Genomic DNA, 16,839 nt, shown 5'->3' with positions numbered 1-16,839 from the left:
ACACTCCGTTTTCCGCTTCTTTTCTGGGGCTGGGTGTAGCGAGAACACATTAAGAAACGGTTGGGTGGGGTGCTCCCTTCGCCCCGTCTCTATACGGGGAGAAGGTGCCGGCAGGCGGATGAGGGGCGGCGCGCTGCTTCATATTCATCACTCGCGCAGCCCTTCACCCTGCCGGTAGTGTCTCAGTTTGAAATACGCGGAAACGCGTATCTCGTTTGCCCCAAATGCGAAAACGCCTATATGCTTAGCGGAAAGCATGGCAGCAACAATGGCCTATACTGTCATCTGGTATGGAAGGCAGGGCATCGTCGACAAGTTGATCTTCGACGACGAGAAGACCGCGAAAGATCATGCAACCTCCATGTTCCAAACCCGAAAGGGTGACGATGGAATCGTGTCCGTTGAAGTTCGTAAGGACAACGGCGCTGTCGTCTTTAGCCATGCGGAGAACTAGGAATGCCAACCGGACCTAAAGGCCAGAAAGGATGTTCTGGCACCACTTACCAGCTCACAAAGAAGCTCATCAAGATCGTTGCCGAGGTTATCAGCCATGGGCGTTATGTCGCCTTCCAGATGCGGAGGTCGCTATCCCGAGGCAACTCTTCACCGACATCCTGCGGCTGATCGCGGAACTCCGGCCATCGCCCCATCCATCACCGGCGTGACCGGCCCGGTTGTCATGCGTTTCAGCAAAACAAGGGGAGAACTATGCCTTGAAGAAAGCGAAATCGACATCCTCGGCCAGCAGCGGGCAGACATCACGGCTTTGGCGGATCACCAACGCCATTTTTGCCGGGGTCTGATCTTGCAACCGGTGCCAGTTTGCGCAAACCTCAGTCTCAACAGAACGGTAATCCGGTGGATGCCTGATTACCTGAATCTGGGAGGGGCGAAGTGTTAGGCGAGCCCATTACCGTTCTGATGGTCAATGAGTATCCTGACTACATTGATGCACAAGTGTGGGCTGCTGAGCTGAAAACCCGTGTGCCGCAGCTGGAGTTCAGGCTTTGGCCAGACGCCGGGAACAAAAGTGACATAGATATTGTGCTGATCGACAAGGGCGCCAGTCCTGGCTTTTTTGATGCCATGACGGGGCTAAGCGCCGTCGTCTATTTGGGAGCCGGTGTCGAGGGTATTGATCTTCAGAGCTTTCCCAAGAGTGTTCCGCTCATCAGGCTCGCAACGCGTGAGCAGGCTTCGGAAGTGGTGCAGTACATCGTCCTTCGCGTTCTCTGCCAGCAACGGCATGTTGCGGATTACATGAGTCTACAAGCCCGCAAGTTGTGGAATCCGATCGCGCCGCGGAAGATCTCCGAGACAAGAATAGTTGTGCTTGGTGCGGGCCGGATCGGTGGCTGGGCCGCAAAGCTGTTTGCGGACTTTGGCTACGACACAGCAGTCTGGTCTCGTCATCAAAAGACGCTTCCTGGCATACACAGTTACTTTGGCCGTGCCCAGCTTGCGGGCGCACTCACAAGTCGGGACTACGTTATCTGTTCACTTCCCCTGACTGGTGAGACTCGTGGGATACTGAACTTGAGTGCCTTTGGAAAAATGAAGCGAGGTGCCTACCTTGTGAATGTCGGCAGGGGCGCGCATGTCAACGAAGCCGACCTGATCCGCGCTCTCGACGAAGGTCAGCTTTCTGGTGCTTGTCTTGACGTGTTTGAGCGTGAACCGCTGGAGGCTTCATCGCCGTTGTGGACTCATCCCAAGGTGACCGTCACACCTCATGTCGCGAGCTTCTGGGTGGATTCTGGAATCGACCAGGCCGCCGATCTCTGCGGTCAAGTCGCCAGAGGAGAGCCTCTGTCCAACAAGATCGACCTCGAACGGGGTTATTGAATCAAAGTAGTGTCTTTACCCACTTTAGCAGGTTCCGATCTTCATGAAGCGCGGACATCAGCGCGTGCGTCACCCGGCTATTAGATTTCAAACTCAAACACCACCGCCGGTCGAGATACAGAAAATTCGAAATGCGTATTTTGGTGTCGGCGGGACACCGCCCCCCCCTCTGGCCTGCCGGCCATCTCCCCCTCAGGTGGGGAGATTGGCTAGTCGCAGACGTCCGTGCCGCCCCGCCTTAGGGCACCTTCTCCCCGTATGACGGGGAGAAGGAAAGCGCAGCCTTACGCAAACGCCCCGTGACAATGCTTGTACTTCTTGCCCGACCCGCACGGGCAGGCTTCGTTGCGGCCGACTTTGCCCCAGGTTGCCGGGTTCTTCGGGTCGCGGTCTTCGGGGGCGACGATGGCGTTGCTTTCCTGGCGGACCAGCACGGCCGTCTCGCCGCCTTCGAAATCGTCTTCGCCGGTGCTGCCGTCTATGTGGCTGCCGAACATGTCGGGGGCTTCGGGCGGCGGCGCGTCGGCCGCCTGGCGGACCAGCTCGACGCGCATCAGCTGCGCGGTGACGGCCTGGCGCAGATTGCCCAGCATCGCCTGGAACAGCTCGAACGCTTCGCCCTTGTACTCCTGCAGCGGATCGCGCTGGGCATAGCCACGGAAGCCGACGACCGAGCGCAGATGGTCGAGATTGACGATGTGCTCGCGCCACAGATGGTCGAGCGTCTGCAGCACCACGGAGCGCTCGACATAGGTCATCACGTCGGGGCCGAAGCGCTCGGCGCGCTCCTTGGCGGCGGCCTCGGCGGCCTGGCTGATGCGCTCGCGGATGTCGTCCTCGGCAATGCCTTCTTCCTTGACCCAGTCCTCGACCGGCAAATCGAGATTGAGGAATTCGGCGATTTCGGCCTTGAGCCCGGCGACGTTCCACTGCTCGGCATAGGCGTTTTCCGGAATGTTCTTGGCGACGACCTCCTCGATGACGCCTTCGCGCATCTCGGTGATGGTCTCCGACAGACCTTCGCCGTCCATCAGCTCGATGCGCTGCTCGAAGACCACCTTGCGCTGGTCGTTGGAGACGTCGTCATATTTCAACAGGTTCTTGCGGATGTCGAAGTTGCGCGCCTCGACCTTCTTCTGCGCCTTTTCCAAGGCCTTGTTGATCCACGGATGGATGATCGCCTCGTCTTCCTTGAGGCCGAGCTTCTGCAGCATGCCGTCCATGCGCTCGGAGCCGAAGATGCGCATAAGGTCATCCTGCAGCGACAGGAAGAATTTCGACCGGCCGGGATCGCCCTGGCGGCCCGAGCGGCCGCGCAACTGGTTGTCGATGCGGCGCGATTCATGGCGTTCGGTGGCGAGCACGTAAAGACCGCCGGCGGCGAGCGCCTTTTCCTTCAGCCGGGCGATGTCGTCGCGGATTTCCTTTTCCCTGGCCTCGCGCTCGGGGCCGGCCGGCATGTCGCCAAGCTCGTCGGCAATGCGCATGTCGGCATTGCCGCCGAGCTGGATGTCGGTGCCGCGGCCGGCCATGTTGGTGGCGATGGTGATGGCGCCGGGCTTGCCCGCCTGGGCGACGATTGCCGCTTCGCGCTCGTGGTGGCGGGCGTTCAGCACCTCGAAATCCTTGAAACCTTCCTTGCGCAGGCGTTCGGCCAGCTGCTCGGACTTCTCGATGGAAGTCGTGCCGACCAGCGTCGGCTGGCCCTTGGCACGGGCTTCCTTGATCTCCCTGACGATCGCCTTGTATTTCTCCTCGACCGTCCGGTAGACCTCATCGTCTTCGTCAATGCGGATGACCGGCAGGTTGGTCGGGATCTCGGTGACGTCGAGATTGTAGATGTTGGCGAATTCCTCGGCCTCGGTCAGCGCCGTGCCGGTCATGCCGGCGAGCTTCTTGTAGAGGCGGAAATAGTTCTGGAAGGTGACCGAGGCGAGCGTCTGGTTCTCCGGCTGGATCGCCACATGCTCCTTGGCTTCGAGCGCCTGGTGCAGGCCCTCCGAATAGCGGCGGCCGGGCATCATGCGGCCGGTGAACTCGTCGATGATGACGATCTCGCCGTTGCGCACGATATAGTCCTTGTCCCTCTGGAACAGCCGGTGCGCCTTCAGCGCGTTGTTGACGTGGTGGACGATGGCGACGTTCTCGACGTCGTAGAGCGACTCGCCCTTGAGCAGGCCGGCATCGCGCAGCATGTTCTCCAGCTTCTCGGTGCCTTCCTCGGTGAAGATCGAGGTCTTCTGCTTCTCGTCGATCTCGTAGTCCTGCGGCTGCAGCTGGATGATGAAGGTGTCGATGGTGTTGTACATTTCCGAACGGTCCTCGAGCGGACCGGAAATGATCAGCGGCGTGCGGGCTTCGTCGACCAGGATGGAATCGACTTCGTCGACGATGGCGTAGCTGTGACCACGCTGCACCATCTGGGCGCGCTCGTATTTCATGTTGTCGCGCAGATAGTCGAAGCCGAGCTCGTTGTTTGTGGCGTAGGTGACGTCGGCGGCGTAGGCGACGCGGCGCTCCTCGTCGGACAGGCCGTGGACGATGACGCCGACCTTGAGGCCGAGGAATTTGTAGACGCGGCCCATCCATTCGGAGTCGCGCGTGGCCAGGTAATCGTTGACGGTGACGACATGGACGCCATTGCCGGCGAGCGCGTTGAGGTAGACCGGCAGCGTCGCCACCAGCGTCTTGCCTTCGCCAGTGCGCATCTCGGCAATGCCGCCATTGTGCAGCACCATGCCGCCGATCAGCTGCACGTCGAACGGCCGCATGCCGAGCACGCGGCGGGCGGCCTCACGTACGGTAGCGAAGGCCGGCACGAGGAGGTCGTCGAGGCTGGCGCCATTGGCGATGTCTTGGCGGAATTTGTCGGTGCGGGCCTGAAGCTCGGCGTCGGAAAGCGCTCGCATCTCGTTTTCCATGGCATTGATCGCCTCGACGCGCGGCCGGGTCGATTTGACCCGACGATCGTTGGAGGAGCCGAAAACCTTACGGGCGAGACCGCCGAGACTGACCATCCAATGGCCCTTTCGATAGCATTCCAAGTCATTGCGACGGGCGCCGGCCGGCCCCCATCAAATCCGCGTGAACGCGGACAAACGCAAAAAGCGCCCGGAAAACGGTTCTGGACGCAAAGTCGTTGGACAGATAAGAGGGGGCTCATTCGATGTCAACGCCGCGCTCGCCCTGTCGACCGCGCCAAATTCCGCCACAATCCTGCTGGTCTGGAAGCCATTCCGCTCTAGCTACCCCGCTTTGGAGATAATCGTAATGTCTGTATTGTTCCGCCGCGCGTCGCTCGCCAGCCTTGGTCTGGCATTCGGGCTGTCGGCCCTCTCGCTGTCGCCGTTGATGGCGCAGGAAGCCGCCCCCGCCCAGCCGGCGGCACCCGCCCCGGCGGCCAAGCCGGTCGATCCGAACGCCGTGGTCGCCACCATCAACGGCCAGACGCTGACCGAGGCAGACCTTGGGCTTGCCGAGGGCGAGCTGTCGCAGCAGTTCGCGCAGCTTCCGCCCGAGCAGCGCCGCGCCGCGGCGCTGTCGGCGGCGATCGAAATCCGCGTGATGGCGGCTCAGGCGGTGACCACCGGCCTCGACAAGGATCCCGACTTCCAGCGCCGCATGGCATTCCTGCAGCAGCGCGCGCTACATGGCGAAATGGTCGAGAAGGGCGTCGTCAACAAAGTTACCGATGCCGAGGTCCGCGCCCGCTACGACCAGGAAATCGCCAACACGCCGCCCACCAACGAGGTGCACGCCCGTCACATCCTCGTGAAGACGAAGGAAGAGGCAGACGCCATCATCAAGCAGCTCGACGGCGGTGCCGATTTCCAGAAGCTTGCCAACGAGCACACCAGCGATCCGAGCGGCAAGACCAGCGGCGGCGATCTCGGCTGGTTCGGGCCTGGCCAGATGGTGCCGGAATTCGACAAGGCGGCGTTTGCGCTGGCGGTCGGCAAATACACCGAGCAGCCGGTACAGTCGCAGTTCGGCTGGCACGTCATCAAGGTCGAGGACAAGCGCACCAAGCAGCCGCCGGCCTTCGACGAGGTCAAGGACCAGGCCCGCCAGGCGGTCATCCGCGACAAGTATTTCGCGCTGGTCAAGTCGCTGCGCGCCAACGCCAAGGTCGACATCCCCGATGCCAACCTGAAGAAGACGGTCGACGCACTGGAAAGCGCGAAATAGGCCAGATTGAGCTACGACAGGGCGCGCTGCCGCCCTGTCGCTTCTATTTGGTAGGGCGAACGATGATGCGTCGACGCCGCCGCCGGACCGCCGTGGCATCGCCGGCATCGTCAGCGACGATGCGTTTCAAGACATAGCCGACCGCCCTGTGCAGCGTCGCTTCGTCCTCGTCGAGGCGGTTCGTCAGAAGATGCGTCCAGGCGTACGAGCCGATCAGGTCGGCGACGACAGTGGCATCGACGTCGGCTGCCACCTCTCCCCTTGCCTTGGCGCGTTCGACCATCTGGCCGGTGTGGACGCGCCGCCCTCTTGCGTATTCGGCAAGGGCGGCGGCCGCTTTTTCGTCCGACTGCGCCTCGGCAATCAGCGATCTGAACACGCTGCCCGACGATGTGTCGCGCCAGTGCGCAAACAAGCTCTTCAGGAAGCCGACGAGGTCCTGCTCAAGGTTCCCGGTGTCGGGATTGTCGACACGCTTTTGCCGCTGGTAGACGTCGAGCAGCAGAGCGGCCTTGCTTGGCCACCAGCGATAGATCGTCGGTTTTCCGGCGCGCGCCCGCCGCGCCACCGCCTCGATGGAGAAGCCGGAATAACCGGCTTCGACCAGTACCGCTTCGGCGGCGTCGAGAATGGCATCGGCGCTTTCGGGGCTGCGCCGTGCGCCGGCTGACTTGCGCCCGGGATCGGTGGTTTCGCCCATCTCGTCTTCCTTGCCGATGATCTCAGCAGCCATCTTACACAGCCCCTTGACGAAACGAAACGATCCGTTTCATATGTAACGGAACGTTCCGTAACGATAAGGAGAACAGCAATGACCTCGACTGTCGCCACGCGTTTTTCGCGCTTGCGCTTCGCCCTGCTGGTGCTGCTCGGCGTCTACCCGCTGATCACTGCCATTTTGTACATGGTTTTTCCGCTGACCAAGGAGTGGCAAATCTGGCAGCGTACACTGGTCATCGCGCCGCTGATGGTCTCGATCATGATCTGGGGACTGATTCCGGGCGTGCAGCGGGCGTTTCGCGGGTTCATCAACCCAGCGGTCCGGTGATGTTCATTCCAGCGCCTGCGACGTTTCCGACGCAACGCGCCACTCGCCGTCGGCCAGCACGAGTTCCAGCATGACCCGTGCCTTGCCGGTCAGCCGCTGCGCCGAGTGGTCCTTCGGCACATAATCGTAGGTCATGGCGAAAACCGCATCGGCGCGGTCCTTGCCGTGCGGCGTCACCTCAAGGCTGCCGGGCTCAAGACCGAACGACCACGACGCCCATTGCGCGAACCAGTCAGTCTTGACCTTGACGATGGCCTCGCTGTCGTAGCGCGTGCCGTAGATGGTGGCCGACGCACCGTAAAGCCGCTTGACGGTCTCGCGCATCGCCTTGGCATCAGGCGCCAGATAGTCGTGGCGCAGAAACTGCTCGATGGCGCCCTTGTCGCCGACGGAGCGTTCGAGCGCTGCGACCTCAGACGCGGGCGCCGGGGTGACGGCCGGTTTCGGTTGCTGGGCACTGTCTCCGCCCGGCACGAATTCGAAACGCTCGAGCAGCGATCCCTGCTCCCAGGGACGCTGCGCCTCGCGCGTTGCGGAAACGACATCGCGGCGCACCGCGATCATCATGTCGTTGATGCTCTGTCCGGGCTCCGCCATATGCCGCAAAAGTGCCGCCGCAAAGGGCGAGTTGCGCCCCGTCCCGTCCATTGCCACAGCGCCGGGCGCCGTCGAGAAGGCAATGAATGAACCGCGTGTCGACTCGAACTGGGCGAGGCCGGCGAGAGCCGTCGCCGAGCGCGTCGTGGCGCTGCGGCTGAGACTTCGCGCAAACGGGTTGTTGCGGCAGGCATCGAGGAAGACCAGGCTGACCTTGGTCTGCTGCTCCATGATGTCGAGGACCTCGTCGATCGGCACGGCCTCGAGCTGGAGCTTGACCGGCATGTCCAGCCTGGCGTCGACCGGCACGATGAAGTTGCGCCCGTCGACCTGCAGGCCGTGGCCGGCATAGTAGAACAGCCCGGCACCGGCGCCTTGCAGCGCATCGGAGAATTCGCCGATCTTGCGTTCGAGCTCGCGCTTGCCGAGATCGTTGCCTTCGATCACCTCGAAACCGATAGCGCGCAGCTTGTCGGCAATGTCGAGCGCATCGTTGACGGGATTGGCCAGCGTGCCGGCTTCGGCGTAGCTGCCGTTGCCGACCACAAGCGCCACGCGCCGCGCCGTCTGCGCATCCGCGCGCAGCAGCAGAAAGCCCAGAAACGCCAGTGCCAAGACCACAAGCCTGCCCATAGGGCAGGATCATAGCGCTATCGGCCGCAGCGATGCCAACAAATTTGCAACAGCCCTGCTTGCGGCATGAGGCAGTGTCAGGCGTCCGGCACCCGTAACGGCTGTGAAAACGGCTTGCGCCGACGCGCGCTATCGGGCAAACCGGCGTTCCTTTCGCGATTTTCCCGCCCCGGGGTCTTCTATGTCCGCACAGGTTTCGCCGCTCGCGCCGAAGAAATATGCCACGATGCCGGCCATCGAGGGCGTGCGCATCGCCACCGCCGAGGCCGGCATAAAATACAAGAACCGCACCGACCTGCTGGCCATGGTGTTCGACGCCGGCACCACCGTCGCGGGCGTGTTTACCAGGTCGAAATGCCCGTCGGCGCCGGTCGACTTCTGCCGGCAGAACCTCACGGCGGGCAAGGCGCGCGTTCTGGTCGTCAATTCCGGCAATGCCAATGCCTTTACCGGCCAGAAGGGCCGCGCCTCGACGGCACTTACGGGCGAGACGGCGGCTAAGGCGGCCGGCTGCACAGCGGGCGAGGTGTTCCTGGCCTCGACCGGCGTCATCGGCGAACCGCTCGATACTGGTAAGTTCAGCCACCTGCTGGCCGGGCTGATCAAGGACGGCAAGCCGGAATTATGGACCGAAGCCGCCAAGGCAATCATGACCACCGACACCTATCCCAAACTGGCGACCGCGACGGTCAAGCTCGGCAATGCCGACGTCACCATCAACGGCATCGCCAAGGGCGCGGGGATGATCGCGCCCGACATGGCGACGATGCTTTCCTTCATCGCCACCGATGCGCCGATCGCAGCACCGGTGCTGCAGGATCTGTTGTCGCGCGGCACGGCCAAGACCTTCAACGCGGTCACCGTCGACAGCGACACCTCGACCAGCGACACGCTGCTGATGTTCGCCACAGGTGCTGCCGCCAGGCGTGGCGCGCCGGCGATTTCCGACCCCAAGGATGCGCGCCTCGGCGCGTTCCGCCGTGCCCTCGGCAAGGTGTTGAAGTCGCTGGCGCTACAGGTGGTGCGCGACGGCGAGGGCGCCCGCAAGCAGGTCGAGGTCACCGTCACCGGGGCCAAATCGGCCCGCTCGGCCAAGCGCATCGCGCTGTCGATCGCCAATTCGCCGCTGGTCAAGACGGCAGTCGCCGGCGAGGACGCCAATTGGGGCCGTGTCGTCATGGCCGTCGGCAAGGCCGGCGAACCGGCCGACCGCGACCTTCTGTCGATCTGGTTCGGCGACAACCGCCTGGCATATCAGGGCGAGCGCGACGCCGCCTATTCCGAAGCGGCGACTTCGGCGTATATGAAGCGCGACGAGATCCGCATCCGCGCCGATATCGGCATCGGCCGCGGCAAGGCGACGGTGTGGACCTGCGATCTCACCAAGGAATATGTCGCCATCAATGGCGATTATCGGAGCTGATGACATTGGCTTCCAGACATCCGGCAAGCGTGTTGGCGATCGTGCGCCGCTACGAGGCGGCTGGCTTTCGCGCCTGGCCGGCGGCCGCCGTCCATTATGACGGCACCTGGGTCGTGCGGCTGACGGCCGGCCATCCGGCCAAGCGGCTGAATTCGGTCAATCCGCTCGATCCGGGCGACATCCAGCACATTGCCGAGCGCATCGGCCGCGCCAGCCGTCGCTTCGACGCCTATGGCAGGCCGCTGACCTTTCGCGTCTCGCCGCTGTCTGGGCCGGATCTCTCAAAGTACCTCGACGGCGAGGGCTGGAGCACATTCGCGGAGTCGCTGGTCATGCGGCTGCCGCTGGCGGACGCCATGCTCGACGACGCCATGGACCAGATTCCGTTGAAGGACATCAGCCGTTTCATCGGCGCAGCGCTCAAGGTGAGCGGTTCGGACGTGTCGCTACGGCCCGGCCTGTCGGAGATCATTGGCGCCATCCAGCCGGAAGCCGGGCTGTTTGCGTTGGAGAACGGCAGCGAGCCGCTGGCAACGTTGATCTGCGTGCATGACGGCGACCTTGCCGGGCTGTTCGAGATCGCCACCGACAGATCGGTGCGCAACCAGGGCCATGGCCGCCACCTCATCCGATCGGCGCTGAAATGGGCGCGACTGCGCGGGGCGCGGGAAGCCTGGCTGCAAGTCGAGGCGGACAACGCGCCGGCGCTGGCGCTTCACCGTTCGCTCGGATTCGACGAAGTCTATCGCTATCACTATCGCCGGCCACAAGGCGCATGAGCGGCTCAGACACGGTCGGCAAGCGCCTGCTCCTGGTTGCGGCCTGCGCGCTGGTCGATGCCGACGGGCGCGTGCTTTTGGCGCAGCGGCCCGAAGGCAAGCAACTCGCCGGCCTATGGGAGTTTCCGGGCGGCAAGGTCGAGCCCGGCGAAACGCCGGAACAATGCCTGATCCGCGAACTGTATGAGGAGATCGGCATCGAGACCGATATCCCTTGCCTGGCGCCACTCACCTTCGCCAGCCATTCCTACGATGATTTTCACCTGCTGATGCCGCTGTTCGTCTGCCGTCGCTTCCGCGGCATTGCCCAGCCGAAGGAACGGCAGGTGCTGAAATGGGTGCGGCCGCGCCAGATGCGCGATTTTCCAATGCCGCCGGCCGATGCCCCGCTCATCCAATTCCTCATCGATCTGCTGTAACGGCCGACCTTGGACATTTCCGCGAAGCGATATCAGCAGCGTTAATGAAAGATTTATCTGGCCGTGAAAAATTGACGCAAAGCGGTTACGCCGATTCCATCGCTGGGGAGCGATTTGCATGAGCTTCGACAAGGACTGGGACTTGCCTTGGCCCGATCGCCTTCCTGGCGCCGTCAATGCCGGCATGGGAATATTGCGCATCACCCTTTTGTTCGGCTCGGCCGCGGTGGCTCTGGCCTTGATCGCGACACCCTACCTCGACAGCCGGACCCGGTCGCAGTTTGCCCGCGACGGCCTTGATACGATGAGCACCGGCTCGATCGGGCAGCACGACAGCTATACGCTGCGCAAGAGCGTGCTGCAGCCGCTGCCCAGTTCGGTCTGCGTCATTCGGGCCGATGGCAGAAGCAGCGGTGACTGCTGACGTCCTCAACAGATATCTGAAAGCGCGTCGCGTTCGACCGGCCTCATGCGACGCGCTTTATGTTCTTGTTTCGATGCATGTCGCTATCGCAAAACCGCTGCACACTTTTGCACGACATGCATTGGAATGCAGCTGTTTCACCGCGCGTTAAGCCTGTCGCGTTAACCTTTCTTAACGGGTCGGCGCTAGGTTCCGGCAAGAGGGATGGGCGCCCATGAAAATCTTGCTGCAACGATTTTTAGAAGACGAAAGGGGTGCGACGGCTATCGAATATGGTCTGATCGTGGCCGTGCTGTCGCTTGCCATTGTTACGGGCATCGGCCAGGCTGCCGGTGCGATCGAGTGGCTGTTCAGCGACAACAGCAGCAGGCTTGCCAACGCATTTGCGCAGTGATTCGCTCGGCTGTTGCGCGGGGACACGCTCAGGGGCCGTCGGGGTTTTCCAGGATCGTCTTCAGCGATATTTTTGCGGAGCCCGGCTTCAGCGGTTTTTGCTGAGAGGCATCGGGCGCCCAGCCTGACATCCAGACCACCGAGAAACTCGCCCTGACGCGGCCATCGGCATCCGAAAACCGCTCCGCATAGAGTTCGGCGGCGCGCGCGAACAGCGCTCGGGTGCCCGGCCGTCTGCTGCGGTCGACAAGCGCGCTGGTCTCGCCCATTGCGCGCAGGTCGGCGACAAGGCCAAAGAGGGAATCGTAGCGCACCGTAGTCGTCTCGACGTCGACGACCGGCAGCGCCAGGCCGGCGCGCTGCAGCAGCGCGCCGGCGTCGCGGACGTCGGTGAACGGGATCACACGCGGGCTGGCGCCGCCGTAGAGCTCGGTCTCGGCGGCAAGCAGGCTTTCGCGCAGCTCGGAAAGCGTCCCGGTTCCGGCGAAGGCGCCGAGGAAAAGCCCGTCCGGCTTCAGCGCCCGGCGGATCTGCACCAGCATACCGGGAATGTCGTTCATCGCCTGCAGCGACAGCAGCGAGACTGCGAGGTCGAGGCTTTCCGGCTCGAACGGCACGGTTTCCAACGGCGCCACCACTCCTGGCCGGCCGTCGAGGAAAGCGGCGTCGGCCTCGACGCGTACGTTTTCCGCTACCTTGCCGCTTTCTGCGAGCACCTCTGCTGCTGCCGGCGTCTGGCAAAACAATGAGGTCGCCTTGCCGAACTTGCGTTCGACGGCGCCGAGCCGGTCGGCAAGATCCTCGGCCGCCCGCCGCATGAGGAAATCCGCCCCGGCGATAGGGCGGGCCAGTGCCCGGCGCTTGCGCGCCAGCCAGAGCGAGGTGTCGATTACGGGCTGCAATGGGCAGGTCCTTGTGCTTCGCTCTCTGATATAGTGCTGCGGAGGACCAACCACGTGGCCGATCCCATGCCAGAGATCAAGCGTATTGCGATCAAGAGCATTGCCCGCAAGGCATTGGGCTGGCCGGCGCGCCTGTTGTTCCCGCCGGTCTGCGCCGGCTGCCGCCGCCATGTCTCGCAACCCGGCGTGTTGTGCGGCGCCTGCTGGCCGAAACTCAGGCTGCTGGAACGGCCATGGTGCCCGGTGATGGGCACGCCGTTCACCCACAATATGGGTGAGGGGTTCCTGTCGGCGGAGGCGATAGCCGACCCGCCGCCATTCGAGCGCGCGCGGGCGGCGGTTGCCTATTCCGGCGTTGCCCGCCAGATGGTGCAAGGGCTGAAATATCAGGACCGCACCGATCTGGCGCCGTGGATGGCGCGCTGGATGCTTCGCGCCGGTGCCGAGCTCATCGCCGAGGCCGACGTGGTCGTGCCGGTGCCGCTGCACTGGCGGCGCTTCTTCAGGCGGCAGTTCAACCAGTCGGCGGAACTGGCGCGGGCGGTGGCGCAGCTCGGCGATCGGCCCTTCGCGCCATCAGCCATCAAGCGCGTCAAACTCACGCGCCAGCAGGTCGGGCTGGAGCGGCGGGAACGCGAGGAAAATGTGCGCGCCGCATTCACAGTGCCTGATGAAGCGGAGATCGAAATCGCCGGCCGCCGGGTGCTGTTGATCGACGATGTCTACACCACCGGCGCCACGGTCCGTGCGGTCGCCAGGGCGTTAAAGAAGGGCGGTGCCGGCGCAATCGACGTACTGACCTTCGCGCGCGTGCTGCCGGGGGACTTTCGGGCCGACGAATCGGCGCCTATATAGCCTATATGACAGCGGAACGAGGCAGGGTTGCTGACCGATGGTCGATGTGACGATCTACACGCGGATGATGTGCGCCTATTGCACTGCGGCCAAGCGGCTGCTCGACAGGAAGGGTGTCGCCTACACCGAGCACGACGCCTCCTTCTCGCCGGAGCTGCGCCAGGAGATGATTTCCCGGGCTCACGGCCGTTCCACCTTTCCGCAGATATTCATCGGCGACACGCATGTCGGCGGCTCCGACGATCTCCACGAATTGGAGGCGGAAGGACGGCTGGACAGATTGCTCGCCAACGGCTCGGCCAGGTGAGGACATGACGATGAGTACCATCAAGTCGGGGGGTGCTTTCAAGGCGGCGGCGATCCAGATGCGTTCGGGAACCAGCCCGGAGCGCAATGCGGTCGATCTGGAACGGCTGGTGCGCGAGGCGGCAGGCCTGGGCGCGAGCTACATCCAGACCCCGGAAATGACCGGCGCGCTGATCCGCGACAGCCAAGCCCGGGCCGCTTCGTTCACGTCCGAAGACAAGGACATCATCGTCTCGACTTCGCGCAAGCTGGCCAAGGAGCTCGGCATCTTCCTGCATATCGGCTCAGCCGCCATTCTGCGCGCCGACGGCAAGCTCGCCAACCGCGCGCTTTTGTTCGGGCCGGACGGCGCAATCCTTGCCGTCTATGACAAGATCCACATGTTCGACGTCGATCTCGACAATGGCGAGAGCTGGCGCGAATCCGCCGCCTATGAGCCGGGCACCGAGGCTGTCGTCACCGAAATCGATGGCGCGAAGCTGGGCTTTGCCGTCTGCTACGATCTGCGCTTCCCGCAGCTGTTCCGCGCCGAGGCGCTGGCCGGCGCCGATCTGCTTTCGGTGCCCGCCGCCTTCACCCGCCAGACCGGCGAAGCGCATTGGCATGTGCTGCTCAGGGCGCGCGCCATCGAGAACGGCGCCTATGTCGTCGCCGCCGCGCAAGGCGGAGTGCACGAAGACGGCCGCGAAACCTATGGCCATTCGCTGATCGTCGATCCCTGGGGCCGCATCATCGCCGAAGCAGCGCATGACGAGCCGGCGGTGATCGTCGCCGAAATCGACCCGGCGCAGTCGGTCGCAGCGCGCAAGAAGATACCGAACCTCAAGAACGCACGCGATTTTGCCGTCAACGCCGGTCCGGTGGACGCGCTGCCGCTCAGGGGTGCCGCCTCTTGATCCGCTTTTCCCTGACCTGCGAGCACGAGCACGAATTCGAGGCATGGTTCCGCAGCAACGACGATTTCGACACACAGAAGAAGCGCGGTTTCGTCGATTGCCCGGCCTGCGGATCGCGCAAGGTCGACAAGGCGCTGATGGCGCCCGCGGTCTCGACCGGGCGCAACCAGGAAAAGATTGCGCTCGCCATGGGTGAGGCCCAGAAGCAGGCGCTGGCGCAATTGAAGGCCATGGCCGAGAAGGTGCGCGAGAACGCCGATTATGTCGGCGACAAGTTTGCCGAGGAAGCGCGCAAAATCCATTTCGGCGAGAGCGATCCGCGCGGCATCTATGGTGAGGCGACGCTGGAGGAGGCCAAGAGCCTTGCCGAGGACGGCGTCGAGTTCTTGCCTATTCCCAGCTTCCCCGATGACCGCAACTGACCCGTCAACTTGCCCGGGACATAACGAGGCATCTCCGCCAGGCCGCGCCATGACGGTGAAGGTCGGCGCCAGCGACAGCCGACCGCCGGCGTCGAGGGCGGCGGTGCTGCCGCCCCCTGCACAGGCGTCTGCAGTTTCATGCCGAGCAGCAAGGATGGGCTTCTCGGGTAATCGTTTCGCTGCTTCTTTCGTGCCCACTGCTTGACGGGCTTGCTTCACTTGACGGGCTTGCTTCCGCATAGGCTGCAAACTGGCGTTCAAGCGCCTTGACCGCACTGCTGCGCCAACCCTCCGCCACGGATTCCGACATGGGATCGGGGAAGATTTCCTCCTCGCCGTTCTCCACGCCGTCCAGGATCGCTCGCGCAACAGACTCCGGAGAGGCCTTCGGGATGTCCAGGCCCCGTGTCATGTCCGTGTCCACGGGGCCGGGAAGGACCCTGTGGACGCTGACACCCCGTCCGGCCAAGAGGGTGCGCAACGACTGTGACAGTGAGAACGAGGCCGCCTTCGAGATCGAGTAAGCCGGACTGAACGGCACGGCAGCAATAGAGGCCAGCGACAGAATGTTGACGATGGCTCCCCGCGACCGGGCCAGCAACGGCAGCAGAGCCTGGGTCACGTCATACGCGCCGAAGAGGTTTACGGCGAGCTGTTGTTCGAGCACGCGACGGTCGCTGAGGTCGTCGAAGGGCGATACGCCGGCGTTGTTGATGAGGATATCGAGAGCATCGATTTTCTCGACGGCCTCCCGGATCTGCGCGGCGTTCGTTACATCCATGGTCAGGGACGTCACACGCCGGTCGGGGTGAGCCATGGCTTGGCGGGTTGCGGCATAGACGCGCTTTACGCCTCTGCTCAGGGCTTCCTCGACCAGTGCCCGACCGATGCCCCGATTGGCTCCAGTCACCAGGATAGTTGTGCCTTCGATCTTCATTGCGTCTCTCCTAGTGCTTATCGTTGTGTTCGAGCTCAGTGCATAATCGCGCCGCAACTCAGGCGCGCCGCAACTCAGGTTGGCTACAGTCGCCATTCTCGATACGACTGGTTGGTGAGATGGACTTAGCGCCGGATGTCGAAGCCATGGGAGTGACAAGTGTGACGGGATTCCGATGGACTCGCTGATCACGGCCGCGGCGCATGCGCTCGCGGCGGGCGATCCGCTCGGCGCCTTGAAACGGGTTGCGCTGCGCGACGATGCGCCGGCACTTGCGTTGCGCGGTATCGCGATGGCGCAGCTTGGCGACCTGAATAGGGCGAAGGTTCTTCTCAAGAGGGCGGCGCACGCATTCAGCCCGAGGGAGGCCGTGGCCCGCGCGAGGTGTATCGTCGCCGAGGCCGAGATCGCGCTCGTCTCGCGCGACCTCGCCTGGCCGGCCAAGGCACTCGACACCGCGCGGGCGACGCTTGAAAAGCATGGCGACCGCGTCAACGCCGCGCATGCGCGCAACCTCGAAGTTCGGCGCCTGCTGCTGATTGGTCATCTAGACGAAGCCGAGCGCAGGCTGGACGGCTTCGATCCCTCGCCGCTGCCGCCGGCATCGCGGGCCGCCCACGAGCTGGCTGTCGCCGGCATCGCCATCCGCCGCTTGCGGACCGGTCCTGCGCGCGCGCCACGCGGCCCGGCGGGGGGGGGGGGGCGGCCGGGGCGGGAGCCCCCGCGGGCCCGCGAGGGGTGGCGCGCCTAGCCTGTGGGGGGGCGGGCGGGG

The 16,839-nt window shown here is 63.7% G+C and carries 18 protein-coding genes and 2 pseudogenes; 15 read left to right on the top strand and 5 right to left on the bottom strand.

Annotated elements, in window-relative coordinates; all coding sequences use genetic code 11:
- The first annotated feature begins 268 nt into the window (after positions 1-268).
- From NKH01_RS24485 to NKH01_RS24480, 3 genes and pseudogenes are all read left to right on the top strand, one after another.
- On the top strand, positions 269-454 hold the full coding sequence (locus tag NKH01_RS24485) for a hypothetical protein (protein WP_353022826.1): 186 nt from the start codon (positions 269-271) through the stop codon (positions 452-454).
- A 53-nt stretch (positions 455-507) separates the two neighbouring features.
- Positions 508-665: pseudogene (locus NKH01_RS35355) on the top strand (IS1380-like element ISCARN79 family transposase); the annotation flags it as partial.
- 229 nt (positions 666-894) lie between these two features.
- On the top strand, positions 895-1,845 hold the full coding sequence (locus NKH01_RS24480; protein WP_156948167.1) for a 2-hydroxyacid dehydrogenase: 951 nt from the start codon (positions 895-897) through the stop codon (positions 1,843-1,845).
- A gap of 284 nt (positions 1,846-2,129) precedes the next feature.
- Here the strand turns inward: NKH01_RS24480 and secA are convergent, their stop codons facing one another.
- The gene (secA, locus tag NKH01_RS24475; protein WP_353022825.1) at positions 2,130-4,862 is read right to left on the bottom strand and encodes a preprotein translocase subunit SecA; all 2,733 of its coding nucleotides are present in this window, start codon (positions 4,860-4,862) and stop codon (positions 2,130-2,132) included.
- Between the two features lie 253 nt (positions 4,863-5,115).
- On the opposite strand from secA, the gene NKH01_RS24470 reads away from it, so the two are divergent.
- The gene (locus tag NKH01_RS24470; RefSeq protein WP_023721047.1) at positions 5,116-6,033 is read left to right on the top strand and encodes a peptidylprolyl isomerase; all 918 of its coding nucleotides are present in this window, start codon (positions 5,116-5,118) and stop codon (positions 6,031-6,033) included.
- Positions 6,034-6,076: 43 nt separating this feature from the next.
- On the opposite strand, the gene NKH01_RS24465 is transcribed toward NKH01_RS24470, so the two are convergent.
- Positions 6,077-6,733: a TetR/AcrR family transcriptional regulator gene (locus tag NKH01_RS24465; protein WP_353022910.1), complete on the bottom strand. Its 657-nt coding sequence runs from the start codon at positions 6,731-6,733 to the stop codon at positions 6,077-6,079.
- Positions 6,734-6,844: 111 nt separating this feature from the next.
- Between NKH01_RS24465 and NKH01_RS24460 the strand changes: the two genes are divergently transcribed.
- Positions 6,845-7,081 carry a putative antibiotic biosynthesis monooxygenase gene (locus NKH01_RS24460; RefSeq protein ID WP_352483537.1) on the top strand — a complete coding sequence of 79 codons (237 nt, stop codon included), beginning with the start codon at positions 6,845-6,847 and terminating at the stop codon, positions 7,079-7,081.
- A 3-nt stretch (positions 7,082-7,084) separates the two neighbouring features.
- Here the strand turns inward: NKH01_RS24460 and NKH01_RS24455 are convergent, their stop codons facing one another.
- Positions 7,085-8,311: a caspase family protein gene (locus NKH01_RS24455; protein ID WP_353022823.1), complete on the bottom strand. Its 1,227-nt coding sequence runs from the start codon at positions 8,309-8,311 to the stop codon at positions 7,085-7,087.
- Positions 8,312-8,492: 181 nt separating this feature from the next.
- Here NKH01_RS24455 and argJ point away from each other — a divergent pair, with 181 nt between their 5' ends.
- From argJ to NKH01_RS24430, 5 genes are all read left to right on the top strand, one after another.
- Positions 8,493-9,734, top strand: a complete 1,242-nt coding sequence (argJ, locus tag NKH01_RS24450) for a bifunctional glutamate N-acetyltransferase/amino-acid acetyltransferase ArgJ (RefSeq protein WP_353022821.1) — start codon at positions 8,493-8,495, stop codon at positions 9,732-9,734.
- Positions 9,734-10,513, top strand: a complete 780-nt coding sequence (locus NKH01_RS24445; protein WP_353022819.1) for a GNAT family N-acetyltransferase — start codon at positions 9,734-9,736, stop codon at positions 10,511-10,513. Before argJ ends, NKH01_RS24445 begins: the two co-directional genes overlap by 1 nt.
- A complete protein-coding gene (locus tag NKH01_RS24440; protein WP_352483541.1) occupies positions 10,510-10,932 on the top strand; it encodes a (deoxy)nucleoside triphosphate pyrophosphohydrolase in 423 nt (140 codons plus the stop codon). Before NKH01_RS24445 ends, NKH01_RS24440 begins: the two co-directional genes overlap by 4 nt.
- A 118-nt stretch (positions 10,933-11,050) precedes the next feature.
- Entirely contained in the window at positions 11,051-11,356 is a 306-nt protein-coding gene (locus tag NKH01_RS24435) for a hypothetical protein (RefSeq protein WP_352861807.1), read from the top strand.
- Between the two features lie 214 nt (positions 11,357-11,570).
- On the top strand, positions 11,571-11,750 hold the full coding sequence (locus NKH01_RS24430) for a Flp family type IVb pilin (RefSeq protein WP_023721039.1): 180 nt from the start codon (positions 11,571-11,573) through the stop codon (positions 11,748-11,750).
- A 28-nt stretch (positions 11,751-11,778) separates the two neighbouring features.
- On the opposite strand, the gene NKH01_RS24425 is transcribed toward NKH01_RS24430, so the two are convergent.
- The gene (locus tag NKH01_RS24425; protein ID WP_353022816.1) at positions 11,779-12,651 is read right to left on the bottom strand and encodes a methyltransferase domain-containing protein; all 873 of its coding nucleotides are present in this window, start codon (positions 12,649-12,651) and stop codon (positions 11,779-11,781) included.
- Positions 12,652-12,705: 54 nt separating this feature from the next.
- Between NKH01_RS24425 and NKH01_RS24420 the strand changes: the two genes are divergently transcribed.
- Genes NKH01_RS24420 through NKH01_RS24405 form a run of 4 tightly spaced genes read left to right on the top strand, consistent with a single transcriptional unit; the run spans position 12,706 to position 15,130 of the window.
- Entirely contained in the window at positions 12,706-13,506 is an 801-nt protein-coding gene (locus NKH01_RS24420; protein WP_352591086.1) for a ComF family protein, read from the top strand.
- A gap of 37 nt (positions 13,507-13,543) precedes the next feature.
- Positions 13,544-13,813, top strand: a complete 270-nt coding sequence (grxC, locus tag NKH01_RS24415) for a glutaredoxin 3 (protein WP_353022814.1) — start codon at positions 13,544-13,546, stop codon at positions 13,811-13,813.
- A 10-nt stretch (positions 13,814-13,823) separates the two neighbouring features.
- Positions 13,824-14,708 (top strand): carbon-nitrogen hydrolase family protein, encoded by an 885-nt coding sequence (locus tag NKH01_RS24410; RefSeq protein ID WP_353022812.1) that lies wholly within the window; start codon positions 13,824-13,826, stop codon positions 14,706-14,708.
- A complete protein-coding gene (locus NKH01_RS24405; RefSeq protein ID WP_023721034.1) occupies positions 14,705-15,130 on the top strand; it encodes a DUF1178 family protein in 426 nt (141 codons plus the stop codon). The genes NKH01_RS24410 and NKH01_RS24405 overlap by 4 nt, the downstream gene beginning before the upstream one ends.
- Before the next feature lie 136 nt (positions 15,131-15,266).
- Here the strand turns inward: NKH01_RS24405 and NKH01_RS24400 are convergent, their stop codons facing one another.
- Positions 15,267-16,067, bottom strand: coding sequence for an SDR family NAD(P)-dependent oxidoreductase (locus tag NKH01_RS24400; protein WP_352591071.1), 801 nt, complete (start codon positions 16,065-16,067; stop codon positions 15,267-15,269).
- A 175-nt stretch (positions 16,068-16,242) separates the two neighbouring features.
- On the opposite strand from NKH01_RS24400, the pseudogene NKH01_RS24395 reads away from it, so the two are divergent.
- Positions 16,243-16,779 (top strand): annotated as a pseudogene (locus NKH01_RS24395) (helix-turn-helix domain-containing protein); the annotation flags it as partial.
- Positions 16,780-16,839 lie beyond the last annotated feature (60 nt).

It is taken from the genome of Mesorhizobium sp. M1403 (genome assembly GCF_040317695.1).
Lineage (GTDB): Bacteria > Pseudomonadota > Alphaproteobacteria > Rhizobiales > Rhizobiaceae > Mesorhizobium.
Note: the sequence above shows the minus strand (reverse complement) of the source record. Positions and strands in the feature narration are given on the sequence as shown.

Bases quoted from the DNA above. Each gene is read 5' to 3' on its own strand.
- NKH01_RS24410 (WP_353022812.1), top strand. From the start codon at position 13,824: ATGAGTACCATCAAGTCGGGGGGTGCTTTCAAGGCGGCGGCGATCCAG.
- grxC (WP_353022814.1), top strand. From the start codon at position 13,544: ATGGTCGATGTGACGATCTACACGCGGATGATGTGCGCCTATTGCACT.
- NKH01_RS24445 (WP_353022819.1), top strand. From the start codon at position 9,734: ATGACATTGGCTTCCAGACATCCGGCAAGCGTGTTGGCGATCGTGCGC.
- NKH01_RS24440 (WP_352483541.1), top strand. From the start codon at position 10,510: ATGAGCGGCTCAGACACGGTCGGCAAGCGCCTGCTCCTGGTTGCGGCC.
- NKH01_RS24435 (WP_352861807.1), top strand. From the start codon at position 11,051: ATGAGCTTCGACAAGGACTGGGACTTGCCTTGGCCCGATCGCCTTCCT.
- NKH01_RS24460 (WP_352483537.1), top strand. From the start codon at position 6,845: ATGACCTCGACTGTCGCCACGCGTTTTTCGCGCTTGCGCTTCGCCCTG.
- NKH01_RS24430 (WP_023721039.1), top strand. From the start codon at position 11,571: ATGAAAATCTTGCTGCAACGATTTTTAGAAGACGAAAGGGGTGCGACG.
- secA (WP_353022825.1), bottom strand. From the start codon at position 4,862: ATGGTCAGTCTCGGCGGTCTCGCCCGTAAGGTTTTCGGCTCCTCCAAC.
- NKH01_RS24470 (WP_023721047.1), top strand. From the start codon at position 5,116: ATGTCTGTATTGTTCCGCCGCGCGTCGCTCGCCAGCCTTGGTCTGGCA.
- NKH01_RS24485 (WP_353022826.1), top strand. From the start codon at position 269: ATGGCCTATACTGTCATCTGGTATGGAAGGCAGGGCATCGTCGACAAG.
- NKH01_RS24455 (WP_353022823.1), bottom strand. From the start codon at position 8,311: ATGGGCAGGCTTGTGGTCTTGGCACTGGCGTTTCTGGGCTTTCTGCTG.
- NKH01_RS24400 (WP_352591071.1), bottom strand. From the start codon at position 16,067: ATGAAGATCGAAGGCACAACTATCCTGGTGACTGGAGCCAATCGGGGC.
- argJ (WP_353022821.1), top strand. From the start codon at position 8,493: ATGTCCGCACAGGTTTCGCCGCTCGCGCCGAAGAAATATGCCACGATG.
- NKH01_RS24465 (WP_353022910.1), bottom strand. From the start codon at position 6,733: ATGGGCGAAACCACCGATCCCGGGCGCAAGTCAGCCGGCGCACGGCGC.